Raw genomic sequence first — 13384 nt, 5'->3', positions numbered from 1 at the left:
TCAGATTTTTCCTGTCAGGCTATACATATTCCAAGCATAAACGGCGAGAATGGTCTTCGCATCGCTGATTCTTTCTTCTTGTATAAGTGAATACGCCTCTTCCAGCGAGATTTCCATCATCTCTATAAATTCATCCTCATCCGGGTTCATGTCGCCGCTGACCAGATCCTCTGCCAGATATAAGTGAATGATCTCATCTGCAAATCCCGGGGAGGTGTAAAAGGAATGCAGTTTACGAATGGAACCGCATGAATAACCCGTTTCTTCCTGTAGTTCGCGCTTCGCCGCTTCCAGCGGATCTTCCCCCCGCTCCAGCTTGCCTGCAGGGATTTCAACCTCACAGCGCCCAAGCGGCTGACGAAATTGATTGACGGCCAGCATTTTGTCGCCTTTTATAGCAAGCACCGCTACTGCGCCGGGGTGTCTGACAACTTCACGTTTCGCAGTCTCCCCATTTGGCAGTTTCACCGTATCGACCTGCAGTGAAATAATCTTCCCTTCAAAAATCGATTGGGTAGACAGGGTGGTTTCTTCCAGCAATTTATCCGAGGCTTCTCGGTTCTTACTGCCGATATCGCTCACAAAATGACCTCCTTTGTTTAAAAACGGCATGACTGACCATGCTATTGCATAAGGTGTATTATATCAAAATTTACAAGAAAGAAGGAACCTGCCCATGAAAAGCTACAAAGGGGATCATTCCGTACATTTGGTAGGACAGGCTTGGCAGATCCGGATCATGCTGAAACAGTGGCAACAGCAATGGGGCTCGGAAACAAAAATTATGGATATAATTTCTAAGTCTTCTAAAAATATTTACGAAAACAAGGGGCGAAATTAGGTCTTACGACCTGATTTTCGACTTTTTTCTATTTTTTTCGAATACGGACCATGACCTTTACACCTATATGGGTGTTATAACATTGGGAGGCTTCGACATGCGACATATACCTATTATTGAAACCGAACCAATTACTAATCCACCTTCAACTGAATATGAGCGCGGTAAGTGGTACAAAAGACGCGGGTATCTTGAGAAGGCGTTAAAGAGCTTCAAGGAAGCTGCGCAATCCGCCCCGACCGACAAGACGAGCTCGGGCTGGAAGGAAGTTGATCTAAGCTGGCTCGAATACGGGTTATTGAGCATGCGGATGCGTTCCTTCGGCAAATCGGAGGAAGCTTTCAGAACCGTCGTACAGCATTCCGGTACCTACGTCCAAGAGGCTCTGAACCAGTGGGCTGCACTCCTGCACATGCAGGGGATTTCAGACCACACGATTTGCGAGCGGCTCCTGGACGAAACAAGAAGCTTTCCGGCTTCCAACATCATGGTTGGCAGATCACTATTCTACATCGGAGCTTATCCGGAAGCTGCCCATTGTTTTGCTAAACAGGGGAGTTTATATCCAGATACCTGTATCCAATATGTGGCTTGCCTGATCATGACGGGTCAAGTTTCTGTAGCCATGCAGCTCATCGACAGTTACCTTCGCGATTCGACTCACCACCTGCGCGAACTGCCTCGTCCAAGAACTTCTGAAGGGGCACAGCTGGCCAGAATCAGGCAGCTCTGCGAGTGGAACATAAACCATTCGATCCCTGACCGATTTATCGCCATGTCGGATACTATAGAATTAGCACGCGCTGCCGTTTCGCTTAATATGATATCCATAGCCGAACATCTGCTTACCCATAGCGGCGAGCATGCTTATTATGCTCTGATCTGTTTTCTTTATGAAGAAGGCTACAGAGGACTCGCAATTTCAAAATTAAACCAATTGGAAGCGCTGCCGCTTCAAGAGCAGGACAGCAATTGTATGAAAGTATGTTTTATAGCGGCAGAGCATTTATATGATCAAGGAAAATATGATGAGGCTGCATCCCTGTTCGAGCAGCTTAGAGTGGCTTATCCCGGGCGTACAGAGATACGATTCGGCGAAGCTGCTTGTTATTTGCAGTCAGCCTTGATCTCCCTCTCTGCCCGCCTTGAGGAACAGTATTCCTCGGCAGTGGCGAGAAAAGAGATTGAACCATACTTAGACAACATCAATGCCGCATTGCATGTGGTCGAGAACACGAACTGGCATACCACTTGGTCGCCTGCCCAAAAAAGACGGGAGAACCAATCGCCCATGGCAACCTTGAATTAATAGACAAATCTAAAAGCCCGCAGGGACGTCAAATGTCCGCCGCGGGCTTTATTCTTTTTCTTCTGCCTGTTTGTCGACTAAGCCTTAGCTGTTTCCTGGATGATCCCCACAACGATCTGCGCCGCCTTGACCAAATCTGCAGCTTGAATGCGCTCCTGCGTCGTATGAATATCTTGATATCCAATCGCCAAATTGACGGTTGGAATTCCAAGACCGTTAAAAATGTTGGCGTCACTACCGCCTCCGGAGCGGAACGTGCGGGTGGGCAAGCCCAAACCGCCGATGGCACGCTGCGCAAGCTGAACGACCTCATCATGTTCATTAAAACTGAAAGCCGGGTAGACTATCTCGCTAATGAACTCACAATTGGCATTGTACTCCCGCACGGTAGTTTCGAGCGCCTCACGCATATCATTTACTTGCTTATCCACTTTCTCTTGAACGATACTGCGTGCTTCAGCATCAATCTGAACATGATCACAGACGATGTTGGTTGCCCCTCCACCCTGAAACTTGCCAATGTTTGCCGTGGTTTCTTTGTCGATGCGTCCCAGCTTCATTTTGGCTATCGCTTTTGAAGCGACTTGAATGGCACTGATGCCATCCTCCGGATTCACTCCGGCGTGAGCCGACTTGCCCTTGATAATCATTTTGATTTTTGCTTGGGTCGGTGCGGCAACTGCAATGGAGCCTAATTCACCGTTGGAATCCAGGGCAAAGCCGAGATCCGCATCCAAAACATCAGGGTCAAGCACACGAGCTCCCACCAAACCCGATTCCTCACCTACCGTAATGACAAACTGGACTTGTCCGTGGGGAATGTTATTTTCCCGGATAACCCGAATACCTTCCAGTAGTGCGGCGATGCCCGCTTTGTCATCAGCCCCGAGGATAGTCGTTCCATCACTTCGAATCCAGCCATCATCACCCAAGGTCGGCTTAATGCCTTTACCGGGCGTTACGGTATCCATATGGCAGGTGAATAGCAGTTTAGGCGCTTGCGAGGCCGCCTCGTCCGCTTTCCAGGTAATAATCAGATTTCCTGCTCCGTGCCCTGTCTTCTCTCTGGCATCATCTTCGATGACGTCAAAGCCAAGAACGGAAAATTTATGTTTGAGAACCTTGGAGATCTCTTCTTCATGCTTGGTTTCACTATCGACCTGAACCAATTCCATAAACTCTTGGATGATACGCTCTTCTGAGATCACTGGACTTCCCTCTCTTTCGCAGATACGATACAATGTCTTTATATCTATATCACAATGAATGATTCTGCTGGATGTATGTTCATCATTAAACCTATTTCAAAGGAGTTACACAATGCAACGTAAAAAGTGGTTTCGAATTGTTATCTACCTCATGCTGATTGCGATGATCGGATCAACACTGCTGGTTATCCTTGAGCCATTGTTCCTTCGCTGACACCCTGCATTTACAAGCGCCTGCTGTTACAACCAACGAGCCTCATATGGAAATACCCGGGTGAAGAAAGGCACGATCTCCCGGGCTACTTCCTCTACTTCAAAAACCCGCCCCGTACAGTCTTCCAATGAAGTTACACCATATTCCTGTATGCCGCATGGAATGATTCCAGCGAATCCCGCGTCGGCGATCCCGGATTTAATATTAAACGCAAAACCATGGCTTGTCACAAATCCGCGATGCTGGCGGGCTTTATTGAATTTAACGCCGATGGCGCAAATTTTCAGATCCCCTACCCATACCCCGGTGTACTCGGGTTTGCGGCCGGCTTCGATGTTGTATGATGCCAAGTAATCGATGATGACCTGTTCCACATCGCGCAGAAATCCGTGCAGATTCAAATTCTTGCCGCCGTCCAGCAGTAACAGCGGATACCCGACAAGCTGTCCAGGACCATGATATGTAATGTCACCGCCACGATCGATTTCAAACAAGCCGATGCCCTGCTTCTCCAATTCCTCTTTGCTTAAGAGCAAGTGCTCCGGATGACGCTGCGACCCCATGGTATAGGTCGGAGGATGTTGAAGGAGCATCAAGCATTCATGCTGCTCCCCCTGATCGATGGCGGAAACATGTTGTTTCTGAAGCTCCCAAGCCATGCCATAATCTACAACCGGCGTATACGATACATCTAACGGTTTGTTCATGTGCTAACGCCTTCTTTCATAGGGTTCCCACTAACAATGAATGCTCCTGTAATTGACTTTGGTATAAATGACGTCTGCGAACCTTCTTCCGAAGAATCAGTCCGCAGATGTATTGAAGAACATTAATACAGCTTCGTATCCAGGGTATAACCTTCCAGGTTATCTTTGACCCGTTGCAGGAATCTTCCGCAGATAACCCCATCCAAAATCCGATGATCGAGGGATAGACACAGGTTCGCCATGGAACGAACAGCGATCATATCATTGATGACCACAGGCTTTTTAACAATGGATTCAAACGTTAGAATCGCAGCCTGCGGATAGTTGATAATCGGATAAGACAAAATCGAACCGAAGGATCCCGTATTGTTCACCGTAAAGGTACCACCCTGCATGTCGTCTAACTTCAGCTTGCCTTCACGGGTCTTGCGTGCAAGCTCTTCGATCTCTCTAGCCAAGCCGGCAATATTCTTCTGATCGGCACGGTGGATGACCGGCGTCAGCACGGAATCCTCTGTTCCGACGGCCAGGGACAGATTGATATCGCGCTTCACCACGATTTTATCCACGGCCCAGAACGAATTCATGATCGGATAATCTTTAATTGCGTTCACAACGGCTTTTAGCAAAAAGGCCAGATAGGTCAGATTAACCCCTTCCTTACGCTTGAACTCGTCCTTCAGCTGATTACGCAGCAATACGATGTTGGTCACGTCGACCTCAATCATCGTCCACGCGTGCGGAATCTCCGTCACGCTTTGACGCATATTTCTGGCGATCGCATTACGCATCGGCGTAACATCGATAAAGTATTCCGATCTGCCGCCTTCCATTCCTTCCACTTCGATGGTTGGAATTTTCGGCGATTCCGTCAAATGCAGCCCGGAATGACGCACATCCGGAATAGCTGTGCCAAGTGGAGGCGACGGTTCCGCAGGCGTCTGATGCTGCAGCCCTTGAAACGGCGAAGTCCCGCTAGGCTGTATCGTTTCTTGCAGTGCTTGGGCGCTCTGGACTGGTGCTGCTCCGGCAGGAGCGCCTTGGCCTTGGGCTGCTCCTCCCTTTTCAATATAAGCCAGTACGTCTTTACGAGTGATTCTGCCGCCCATGCCTGATCCCTGTACTCGCGAAAGATCAATCTGATGCTCGGCTGCCAGTGTTTGAACAGCCGGGGAATACCGGAAACGCATCGAAGCTTCTTCGCTGCCGCTTCCCTGATGCTGACTCACGGGAGCACTTGCAGCCGGCTGGGGAGAAGGATCTGCCCCTTGACCGGAAGCGACAGCGATCCGGCAAATGATCTCGCCAACATTGACGGTCTGGCCCTCCTGGGCAAGAATCTCTCCCATGACGCCGTCCAAGGTGGATGGAATCTCGGCATTGACTTTGTCGGTAATGACTTCACAGATCGGTTCGTACTGCTCGATGGCATCCCCCGGCTTCTTCAGCCACTTGGCAATGGTCGCCGAAACAAGGGATTCCGCCAGCTGAGGCATTGTAACATCGGTCAATTTCTGATTTTGTGACATGCTCACACTCCACTCCCTGTTCTTAATAAAGCGCCAGTTGACGCATGGATTCTTTGACTTTGTCCTTGTTAAGCATGAAGAATTTCTCCATCGGCGGACTGATTGGCATAGCCGGTACATCCGGACCGCACAAGCGCATGATCGGGGCATCCAGATCATAGAGGCAGTGCTCCGCAATAATCGCGGCTACTTCCCCTCCGACGCCACCGGTCTTATTATCTTCATGAACGATCAGCACTTTACCCGTTGCACGGGCCGCTTCAATAATCGCTTCCCGGTCAAGCGGCTGTATCGTACACAGATCCAGAACATGCGCGCTGATGCCTTCTTCCTGCTCAAGCTCTTCGGCAGCCTGCATGGCAAAATGCAGCGGCAGACTGTAGCTGATCACCGTAATATCCGACCCTTCGCGCAGCAATTTCGCTTTGCCGATCGGTACAACGTAATCATCTTCCGGTACATCGCCAGTAATCAGCTTGTAGCATTTTTTGTTCTCAAAGAACAGTACCGGATCCGGGTCGCGTATCGCAGCTTTCAGCAGCCCCTTCGCATCATAGGCCGAGTACGGCGCAACGATTTTCAATCCCGGCGTTCCGAAGAAAACCGATTCCGGGCACTGGGAATGATACAATCCTCCGAATATTCCGCCGCCGATCGGCGCACGAATCACGACGGGACAGCTCCAGTCGTTATTGGAACGATAGCGGATTTTCGCTGCTTCACTAATAATCTGATTGGTTGCCGGGAACATGAAATCCGAATATTGCATCTCGGCAATCGGCTTCATGCCATACATGGCCGCTCCGATAGCGACACCGGCAATCGCGGACTCCGCGAGCGGGGTATCAAGCACCCTCATATCGCCGAACTGATCCATCAAACCCTTGGTTGTTGTAAACACGCCGCCTTTGACGCCTACGTCCTCGCCTAACACGAATACGGACTCGTCACGCTCCATCTCTTCCTTCATGGCCAGGCGAATTGCATCGATATATTCCATTACCGCCATCTTTTACACGCCCCCTTCATCATCGGCATATACGTGAAGAAGCGTATCTTCAGGCTTCGGAAATGGAGCCAAGTCTGCAGATTCCGTCGCTTCTTTGATCTCCAGGTTTAATTGCGCAATCAGATCCTGATCGCGTGCTTCGTCCCAGAGCCCGCAGTCGACCAAATAGTTCTTAAAGCGGGCGACGCCGTCTTTCTTCCAGTTCTCTTCGACCTCTTCTTTAGTCCGGTACGCCAAATCGTTATCCGATGTGGAGTGCGGAGACAAACGGTACATCATGGATTCGATCAGTGTCGGACCTTCTCCGCGAATCGCACGCTCACGCGCTTCCTTCACGGCTGCATAGACCTCGAGCGCATCGTTACCATCCACTCGAATGCCGGGGAATCCATAACCGAGCGCGCGGTCGCTTACCTTCCCGCTAATCTGTTTATGAAGCGGCACCGAAATGGCGTATTGGTTATTCTCGCACATGATAATGACAGGAAGTTTGTGAACGCCCGCAAAGTTGCAGCCCTCGTGAAAATCCCCCTGATTGCTTGAGCCTTCGCCAAACGTAACAAACGATACAAAATCCTTCTTCTGCATCTTCGCCGCCAGTGCGATACCCACTGCATGCGGAAGCTGTGTGGTTACAGGGCTGGAGCCCGTCACAATTCGCAGGCGTTTACTGCCAAAGTGTCCAGGCATCTGCCGTCCGCCGCTGTTCGGATCCTCGGCCTTGGCAAAAGCCGACAGCATCAGTTCGCGAGGCGTCATGCCCACTGCCAATACGAATCCATAGTCGCGGTAATAGGGTAAAAAGTAATCTTTCTCCCGGTCGAGGGCAAACGCAGCAGCAACCTGACACGTCTCCTGCCCGATCCCGGATACGTGAAAATTAATTTTGCCCGCACGCTGCAGCAGCAGGTTGCGCTCATCGAATTTTCGCGCCAGCACCATATATTTGTACATGTCTAGCACTTGTCCGTCGGTCAGTCCAAGCTGCGCATGCCTATTGTTGTTTGCCGTAACCGTTTTATGTTCTTTCATGGAGATCCCTCCTTTATGTGAGCCATGACTTCAGGCTTGATCCTTCGCCTTGCAACCTAAGTTTAAAGGCATATTTGATCAAGTATTAAAACCTGGTACTAAGACTTGGCTTAATGTTATTATAATCCCTTTCTCGGCAAAAAGAAATGAGGGATTCCACAAAAGGATGTACTTATCCTTATAATCCGATGGCTCGTCCATCCACCGCAAGCATCGCTTCGCCGATGATTTCGGATAAGGATGGATGGGCATGCACCGCCGCTCCCACTTCCCATGGCGTCGCATCCAGTACTTGCGCCAGTGCCGCTTCGCCGATCAGCTCCGTAACATGCGGACCAATCATATGCACGCCCAGAATATCCTGCGTCTTCTGATCGGCAATGACCTTCACGAACCCCTCCTTCGTTCCGTGGATCAAAGATTTGCCGATCGCCGAGAACGGGAATTTTCCGATCCTGATCTCATGTCCGCGTTCTTTGGCCTGCTTCTCCGTTAGTCCGACGCTGGCTACCTCATGACGGGTATAGATGCAGCGAGGGATCCATTCGCTTCTGTAGGCTTCCGTCTTCTCGCCTGCCAGATGGTTCACCGCTGCTATCCCTTCGTGGCTTGCTGCATGGGCAAGCTGAAGACCCCCGATGCAATCGCCGATTGCGTAAATATGGGGCTCTGTTGTTTGCATATTGACATTCACCACGATGACGCCGTTCGCAACCCGAACGTCGGTATTTTCAAGCCCGATATTTTCAGTGTTACCGATTCTCCCGACAGAGAGAAGCAGCTTGTCCGCTGACAATGTTCTGGTATCGTCCTTTTGCTCAATCGTGATGGACACGCTTTGATTCCGAATCTCACAGCTGTCGGTTTGAATGGAAATGTTGGTGATCACCTCTACGCCTCTGGCGGTGAGCATCTTTGTCAGCTCCCGTCCAACTTCCTCGTCTTCGGCTGGCAGCAGATGGGACGAAGCTTCAACAATCGTGACCTGAACGCCAAAATCATTCAGCATCGAGGCCCATTCCACGCCGATTACGCCGCCCCCTACGATGATGATGGATGCAGGCAGCTCATCCAGCTGAAGCGCATGGTCGCTTGTCAGTATATGTACGCCGTCAGGCTCTAGCCCCGGTAAGTGACGCGGACGCGAACCGGTTGCGATGATCAGATGAGTGGGAACCACGGTTTCCATCTCGCCGTCCGGAAGCTCAACCGCCACTGCCCCGCTGCGCGGAGAGAAAATGGACGGGCCGATAACCCTCCCTTTGCCCTGCACAACGGTAATTTTATTTTTGCGCATCAAATATTGAACGCCCTGGTGCAGCTGAGCGACGATACCGTCTTTGCGCTTCTGTACTTTGTCAAACGCTAGCCGGACCCCGTCCGTCTCGATGCCATAGCTCTCGCTATCCTTCATTTCCGCATACAGCTCGGCACTCCGAAGCAAAGATTTGCTCGGAATACAGCCGCGGTGCAAGCAGGTCCCTCCCAGTTTGTCCTGCTCGATGATGACCACATTTTTACCAAGCTGGGCTGCGCGGATGGCCGCAACATATCCACCGGTTCCCCCGCCAAGAATTGCTACATCACATGTTATAGCCACAAACGGCACCTCCATAATAAGTCCAGTTATACACTTTCATTGTACTCTCTTTTTTTCGGATTACAAAATCATCATCCATAATGGAAATAGACATTGCCCTATGAAAAAGGTATGATAAACGGTAGTTCATTACATCAGTCGCAGGAAGGAATCTTCTATGAAAATGTTAATTTCCCGCTTTATTGCCATCTTGATTTTGGTTATCCCGGGTTTTATGGCAATGAAGGGTTTCTTAATGATGAAAGATGCGGTTTTTTTATATATTTCCGTTCATGGGGATGACAGTGTGGCAAACCCCGCCTTCGGTTGGCTGTCTTTTCTTGGCGGGCTGGCTCTGTTTGTCATTGGTATCGGATTCTTGGGCGGCTGGATACTGTTCCGGGACCGCAAGCGAAATTACGTTGGACCAAGATTCAAAAAGAAGCGCCAGGCGCCGAAATCAGGAACGCCATCCAAAAGCTAATCCTATCAAATAAACACCGGGGAGCCCTCCCCGGTGTTTATCATATGTTCTGAACTCCGCCGTTTATTCCATCAATGCATCCTTCAATTTACTCGACATTCTCGTTTCTCTGGACGTCGCTTTCAGCGCGGTTTTCCGCAGATTGAAATTTTGCTTCGTCAAAGCTTCCAATTCTGCATACATTGCATGGATTAACGTCAGCGCTTCCGGAGATAAGCCTCCCATGGCTTCTACCTCTCGAATACGCTCTTTCCATACTGCCATCTTGTCGCTCATGCTGATCTTCCTTTCAGGGCATTTCCCTCTTATCTTTCTTCTAAACGATTATGATCCTGCTGCTTTCACTAGCGAACCTTCAAATCAGCGGACAATTCAGCAATCAATTTCGGCATCCAATCGTGCAAATCCCAAAATTTAAAGCCGCCAGCTGCCGCTCTGGCATGATCCATCGTCCAATCTCCCGGAATTCCAAATGGGGACATGTGGTCTGGTGAAGCCGAAGATTGCAGCGGTGCCGACCTTCCAACTTCCTGCTGGATCAGGCTCATCAATTCCCGGACCGAAATCGTTCCGCTGGAGCAAGCATTGACTGGGCCCTCCAACTGAACTTGACCTGCCCATTCCAGGAACGCTGCCGCTTCCTCTGCATGCACAAACGAGATTTGCGCGTCAGGATCAGGCAAACCAATAGCTTCTCCGCTGGCTGCATGCTCAATATGAAAATGCAGTCTCCGCGTATAATCATCCGGTCCCAGCACAATCGGCAACCGGACAGCGGTAACGTTCAGGTTGTGGCGACCGAATAATACCGCCTCCGCCTGGCGCTTGCCTTCCTTATAGCTGTAGTCCCTGCTTTCGTTCATCATGACAGGGTATCTGTAAGGATCAAAGTCCTCTTCCCTCACCGGATGATCCGCAAAATCATAGACCGATAACGTAGAGGTCAGCACGTATTGTCCAATCCGTCCGGCAAAGATGTCTGCAGCTTGTCCCGCTTCTTCCGGAGTATAACATATATTATCGTACACGATATCAAAGTCCTGGCTTCCCACTGCCTGTTTTAAACCTTCCGGATCCTTTCGATCCACGGTAAGCCGCGAAACGGCACCCCCGAATGAATCCTGGTGATGTCCGCGCGTCAAAATCGTAACGGCATCGCCTTTAGCCAGCAGCCGGTTAACCAGCCTTTTACCGAAAAAGCGGGTCCCGCCCAATACTAATATCTTTGCCATTTATAATTCCTCCTTACCGGGAAATAAGAATATCATTAATAGTGCCGTACTTATACATCCTCAACCATTTCTTAAAACGATCAGTCCTCTTTTCTCCATCCATATCGAAGACTCCTTCTTTTTTCCTATTTTATATTATGCGGCTTATCTCCTGGAATGTAAAAACCGACCAAGCTGTTAAGCTCAGTCGGTCTGATGTTTGTAGATCGATTCGTTCTAAAACCCCAATTACAAATTGAATCATGGCTTGGAGACCGGTGCATCATCCGCTCTCGGCACCCCGAAATTCGGCGTTCCGTCCTCGTTCCACCGGATGACCTGTACGCGCGTATGCCGATTCGGATCATATAAAGGATCGCCCACGATCTCCTTGTAACTTCTTGCATGATACACCAGAATGTCCTGCGAGCCATCCTCGGAAATCGTGAAGCTGTTATGCCCTGGCCCATATTGGCCATTGGCTTCCGATGTCGTAAACACGGGCACCGGCGACTTGACCCAGGAGCTCGGATTCAGCAGATCACTGTCCTCATCGGCTGTCAGCAGCCCCATGGCATAATTGTGGTCCGTGGCGCTCGCGGAATAGGTCATGAATATTCGCCCGTTTCGCTTCAGAACGGCGGCCCCTTCGTTCACAAGATACCCGATCTTCTCCCAGTCGTACTCAGGAACCGAGATGCATACCTGTTCCCCTGTCAGGGTCCATGGATTTTCCATCAAAGAAATGTACAGATTGGAATTGCCTGGAATGCCCGGATCTTTCTGAGCCCATACATAATATCGTTTGCCTCTATGCTCAAAGGTTGTTGCGTCCAAGGCAAAAGATTCCCACTTCGTGACCACTTGCCCCTTCTCCACCCATTCCCCTTCGAGCGGGTTCGCCGAAACGTTCTCCAGTACGAACATGCGATGATCAAACAATCCGTCCCTCGTTTCTGAAGTATGGGCAGCGGCGAAGTACACATACCATTTGCCATCCAAATAATGAATCTCGGGTGCCCATATGTTGGCACTCATCAGGCCTGACTCATGCTTGCGCCAGATCGTAATTCCTTCAGCATCCGCAAGCCCATGTATCGTTTGCGAACGTCTAAGCTCAATACGGTCATACTCCGGCACGGAACCGGTAAAGTAATAATAACCATCGGTATGTTTATAGATCCAGGGATCAGCCCTTTGTTCAATCAGGGGATTTTTTATATATAATTCAGACATGGTGACGACTCCTATACCTTATAGTTTGACTTCCGCTAGCTTTCTATTTTTAATTGTTTCTATGAATCCTATCTTCTTGCTATCCTTTGATGCCTGCGTTTAAGTTAATCGACTGCACAAAGTATTTCTGGGCAAACAGGAACAACAGCAGCGTCGGAATGATGGCCAGGATCGCAGAACCCATCAATTGTCCGATCATGCGGTAATTGCCGTAAATGTCCTGTAACAACAGCAAACCTGCTGTGACCGGCATCTTCTCCACATCGGTATACACGATGACGGGCCAGAGGAAATCATTCCAGGAACCCGTAAATGAAAACAGGCCGCATACAATCAATACAGGTTTCATGAGCGGCAAAATAATAGAGTAATAGATTCTAAAATCTCCCGCTCCATCCACGCGTGCCGATTCATCCAAATCCTTGGGAACGCCCATCATGAATTGTCTGACCAAAAAAATGTTCCCCATCCCGGCCAAACCTGGGATGATCATTGCCCAAGACGTATTTACCCATCCCAGCGCATCAATGATTTTATAAGACGGGATCAGATTCACTACCCCAGGAAAGAAGGAAATCCCAAGCAAGGTAAAGAACAAGGTATTTCTTCCCTTAAAGTTCATGCGCGAGTACCCATAACCTGTAATGGAAATGACAACGATCACGAGCAGCGTATGCATCGTTGCAATAAACACGGAGTTCATCAACCAGCGCAGAATGGGCGCGGTCGACGTGTTTTGCAGGATCGTGACATAATTATCAAAAATCCAGCTGTCGGGCAGCAGTCTGAAACCGCTGGAAACCACCTCAGCCTGGGACCGAAAAGATGTGGTAATGCCAAATATGACCGGAATTGCCCATATCACACACAGGATGATCAGAAATGCGTAAGCTATATATTTTGACACGCTTATGTTGGATGAAGCCTTCTTCGGACCAGAGCGACCAAGCTTGGAATCCGCGTTTACTTCATGTACTACCGGGTTCGACATTGCACAGTACACCTACCTTTTATCGTTTCCGTCG

Annotated in this window: 15 protein-coding genes; 4 read left to right on the top strand and 11 right to left on the bottom strand. The window is 49.7% G+C overall.

The window, feature by feature from the left end; translation table 11 throughout:
• A complete protein-coding gene (locus AK95_RS31590) occupies nucleotides 1–582 on the bottom strand; it encodes an NUDIX domain-containing protein (protein ID WP_071223880.1) in 582 nt (193 codons plus the stop codon).
• Nucleotides 583–676: 94 nt separating this feature from the next.
• On the opposite strand from AK95_RS31590, the gene mciZ reads away from it, so the two are divergent.
• Complete coding sequence (gene mciZ, locus AK95_RS33740; RefSeq protein ID WP_074961990.1) at nucleotides 677–841, top strand: Z-ring formation inhibitor MciZ; 165 nt, start codon at nucleotides 677–679, stop codon at nucleotides 839–841.
• A 97-nt stretch (nucleotides 842–938) separates the two neighbouring features.
• The gene (locus AK95_RS31585) at nucleotides 939–2150 is read left to right on the top strand and encodes a tetratricopeptide repeat protein (RefSeq protein ID WP_071223879.1); all 1212 of its coding nucleotides are present in this window, start codon (nucleotides 939–941) and stop codon (nucleotides 2148–2150) included.
• A 77-nt stretch (nucleotides 2151–2227) separates the two neighbouring features.
• Here AK95_RS31585 and AK95_RS31580 read toward each other — a convergent pair whose 3' ends face one another.
• On the bottom strand, nucleotides 2228–3358 hold the full coding sequence (locus AK95_RS31580) for a tripeptidase T (RefSeq protein ID WP_071223878.1): 1131 nt from the start codon (nucleotides 3356–3358) through the stop codon (nucleotides 2228–2230).
• A 112-nt stretch (nucleotides 3359–3470) separates the two neighbouring features.
• Between AK95_RS31580 and prli42 the strand changes: the two genes are divergently transcribed.
• Nucleotides 3471–3572: a stressosome-associated protein Prli42 gene (gene prli42, locus AK95_RS34365; RefSeq protein ID WP_162487679.1), complete on the top strand. Its 102-nt coding sequence runs from the start codon at nucleotides 3471–3473 to the stop codon at nucleotides 3570–3572.
• Between the two features lie 26 nt (nucleotides 3573–3598).
• On the opposite strand, the gene lipB is transcribed toward prli42, so the two are convergent.
• From lipB to lpdA, 5 genes are all read right to left on the bottom strand, one after another.
• Nucleotides 3599–4279 (bottom strand): lipoyl(octanoyl) transferase LipB, encoded by a 681-nt coding sequence (lipB, locus tag AK95_RS31575; protein ID WP_071223877.1) that lies wholly within the window; start codon nucleotides 4277–4279, stop codon nucleotides 3599–3601.
• A 122-nt stretch (nucleotides 4280–4401) separates the two neighbouring features.
• Nucleotides 4402–5808 (bottom strand): dihydrolipoamide acetyltransferase family protein, encoded by a 1407-nt coding sequence (locus AK95_RS31570; protein ID WP_071223876.1) that lies wholly within the window; start codon nucleotides 5806–5808, stop codon nucleotides 4402–4404.
• A 22-nt stretch (nucleotides 5809–5830) separates the two neighbouring features.
• On the bottom strand, nucleotides 5831–6817 hold the full coding sequence (locus tag AK95_RS31565) for an alpha-ketoacid dehydrogenase subunit beta (protein WP_071223875.1): 987 nt from the start codon (nucleotides 6815–6817) through the stop codon (nucleotides 5831–5833).
• Nucleotides 6818–6820: 3 nt separating this feature from the next.
• On the bottom strand, nucleotides 6821–7849 hold the full coding sequence (locus AK95_RS31560) for a thiamine pyrophosphate-dependent dehydrogenase E1 component subunit alpha (protein ID WP_071223874.1): 1029 nt from the start codon (nucleotides 7847–7849) through the stop codon (nucleotides 6821–6823).
• Between the two features lie 178 nt (nucleotides 7850–8027).
• Complete coding sequence (gene lpdA / locus AK95_RS31555) at nucleotides 8028–9449, bottom strand: dihydrolipoyl dehydrogenase (RefSeq protein ID WP_071223873.1); 1422 nt, start codon at nucleotides 9447–9449, stop codon at nucleotides 8028–8030.
• Between the two features lie 157 nt (nucleotides 9450–9606).
• On the opposite strand from lpdA, the gene AK95_RS31550 reads away from it, so the two are divergent.
• A complete protein-coding gene (locus AK95_RS31550) occupies nucleotides 9607–9912 on the top strand; it encodes a DUF2627 domain-containing protein (RefSeq protein WP_071223872.1) in 306 nt (101 codons plus the stop codon).
• A 63-nt stretch (nucleotides 9913–9975) separates the two neighbouring features.
• Here AK95_RS31550 and AK95_RS31545 read toward each other — a convergent pair whose 3' ends face one another.
• The 4 genes from AK95_RS31545 to AK95_RS31530 all read right to left on the bottom strand — a co-directional run bounded on the left by AK95_RS31545 (nucleotide 9976) and on the right by AK95_RS31530 (nucleotide 13350).
• A complete protein-coding gene (locus AK95_RS31545) occupies nucleotides 9976–10188 on the bottom strand; it encodes a hypothetical protein (RefSeq protein WP_071223871.1) in 213 nt (70 codons plus the stop codon).
• A 68-nt stretch (nucleotides 10189–10256) separates the two neighbouring features.
• Complete coding sequence (locus AK95_RS31540) at nucleotides 10257–11144, bottom strand: NAD-dependent epimerase/dehydratase family protein (protein WP_071223870.1); 888 nt, start codon at nucleotides 11142–11144, stop codon at nucleotides 10257–10259.
• Nucleotides 11145–11384: 240 nt separating this feature from the next.
• Nucleotides 11385–12359 (bottom strand): glycoside hydrolase family 43 protein, encoded by a 975-nt coding sequence (locus AK95_RS31535; RefSeq protein WP_071223869.1) that lies wholly within the window; start codon nucleotides 12357–12359, stop codon nucleotides 11385–11387.
• Nucleotides 12360–12438: 79 nt separating this feature from the next.
• Nucleotides 12439–13350 (bottom strand): carbohydrate ABC transporter permease, encoded by a 912-nt coding sequence (locus AK95_RS31530; RefSeq protein WP_071223868.1) that lies wholly within the window; start codon nucleotides 13348–13350, stop codon nucleotides 12439–12441.
• Nucleotides 13351–13384: the final 34 nt, after the last annotated feature.

This window comes from Paenibacillus sp. LC231 (assembly GCF_001860525.1).
Classification (GTDB): domain Bacteria; phylum Bacillota; class Bacilli; order Paenibacillales; family Paenibacillaceae; genus Paenibacillus_AQ.
This window is presented reverse-complemented; position numbering and strand designations above follow the sequence as displayed.

Coding starts and splice junctions, on each gene's coding strand:
- mciZ (WP_074961990.1), top strand. CDS start 677: ATGAAAAGCTACAAAGGGGATCATTCCGTACATTTGGTAGGACAGGCT.
- AK95_RS31585 (WP_071223879.1), top strand. CDS start 939: ATGCGACATATACCTATTATTGAAACCGAACCAATTACTAATCCACCT.
- prli42 (WP_162487679.1), top strand. CDS start 3,471: ATGCAACGTAAAAAGTGGTTTCGAATTGTTATCTACCTCATGCTGATT.
- lipB (WP_071223877.1), bottom strand. CDS start 4,279: ATGAACAAACCGTTAGATGTATCGTATACGCCGGTTGTAGATTATGGC.
- AK95_RS31570 (WP_071223876.1), bottom strand. CDS start 5,808: ATGTCACAAAATCAGAAATTGACCGATGTTACAATGCCTCAGCTGGCG.
- AK95_RS31565 (WP_071223875.1), bottom strand. CDS start 6,817: ATGGCGGTAATGGAATATATCGATGCAATTCGCCTGGCCATGAAGGAA.
- AK95_RS31560 (WP_071223874.1), bottom strand. CDS start 7,849: ATGAAAGAACATAAAACGGTTACGGCAAACAACAATAGGCATGCGCAG.
- AK95_RS31550 (WP_071223872.1), top strand. CDS start 9,607: ATGAAAATGTTAATTTCCCGCTTTATTGCCATCTTGATTTTGGTTATC.
- AK95_RS31545 (WP_071223871.1), bottom strand. CDS start 10,188: ATGAGCGACAAGATGGCAGTATGGAAAGAGCGTATTCGAGAGGTAGAA.
- AK95_RS31540 (WP_071223870.1), bottom strand. CDS start 11,144: ATGGCAAAGATATTAGTATTGGGCGGGACCCGCTTTTTCGGTAAAAGG.
- AK95_RS31535 (WP_071223869.1), bottom strand. CDS start 12,359: ATGTCTGAATTATATATAAAAAATCCCCTGATTGAACAAAGGGCTGAT.
- AK95_RS31530 (WP_071223868.1), bottom strand. CDS start 13,350: ATGTCGAACCCGGTAGTACATGAAGTAAACGCGGATTCCAAGCTTGGT.